1 protein-coding gene is annotated in these 911 nt (G+C 62.3%); it reads right to left on the reverse strand.

The features are described 5' to 3' along the window. Positions 1-198 precede the first annotated feature (198 nt). A partial coding sequence (intI1, locus tag ABWL39_RS20830) for a class 1 integron integrase IntI1 (RefSeq protein WP_070094719.1) occupies positions 199-911 on the reverse strand: 713 nt, incomplete at its 5' end.

Below are 911 nucleotides of genomic sequence, written 5' to 3' on the forward strand. Positions count from 1 at the left end.
GTTTTCAGAAGACGGCTGCACTGAACGTCAGAAGCCGACTGCACTATAGCAGCGGAGGGGTTGGATCCATCAGGCAACGACGGGCTGCTGCCGGCCATCAGCGGACGCAGGGAGGACTTTCCGCAACCGGCCGTTCGATGCGGCACCGATGGCCTTCGCGCAGGGGTAGTGAATCCGCCAGGATTGACTTGCGCTGCCCTACCTCTCACTAGTGAGGGGCGGCAGCGCATCAAGCGGTGAGCGCACTCCGGCACCGCCAACTTTCAGCACATGCGTGTAAATCATCGTCGTAGAGACGTCGGAATGGCCGAGCAGATCCTGCACGGTTCGAATGTCGTAACCGCTGCGGAGCAAGGCCGTCGCGAACGAGTGGCGGAGGGTGTGCGGTGTGGCGGGCTTCGTGATGCCTGCTTGTTCTACGGCACGTTTGAAGGCGCGCTGAAAGGTCTGGTCATACATGTGATGGCGACGCACGACACCGCTCCGTGGATCGGTCGAATGCGTGTGCTGCGCAAAAACCCAGAACCACGGCCAGGAATGCCCGGCGCGCGGATACTTCCGCTCAAGGGCGTCGGGAAGCGCAACGCCGCTGCGGCCCTCGGCCTGGTCCTTCAGCCACCATGCCCGTGCACGCGACAGCTGCTCGCGCAGGCTGGGTGCCAAGCTCTCGGGTAACATCAAGGCCCGATCCTTGGAGCCCTTGCCCTCCCGCACGATGATCGTGCCGTGATCGAAATCCAGATCCTTGACCCGCAGTTGCAAACCCTCACTGATCCGCATGCCCGTTCCATACAGAAGCTGGGCGAACAAACGATGCTCGCCTTCCAGAAAACCGAGGATGCGAACCACTTCATCCGGGGTCAGCACCACCGGCAAGCGCCGCGACGGCCGAGGTCTTCCGATCTCCTGAA

This window comes from Chitinivorax sp. PXF-14 (genome assembly GCF_040812015.1).
Taxonomy (GTDB): domain Bacteria; phylum Pseudomonadota; class Gammaproteobacteria; order Burkholderiales; family SCOH01; genus JBFNXJ01.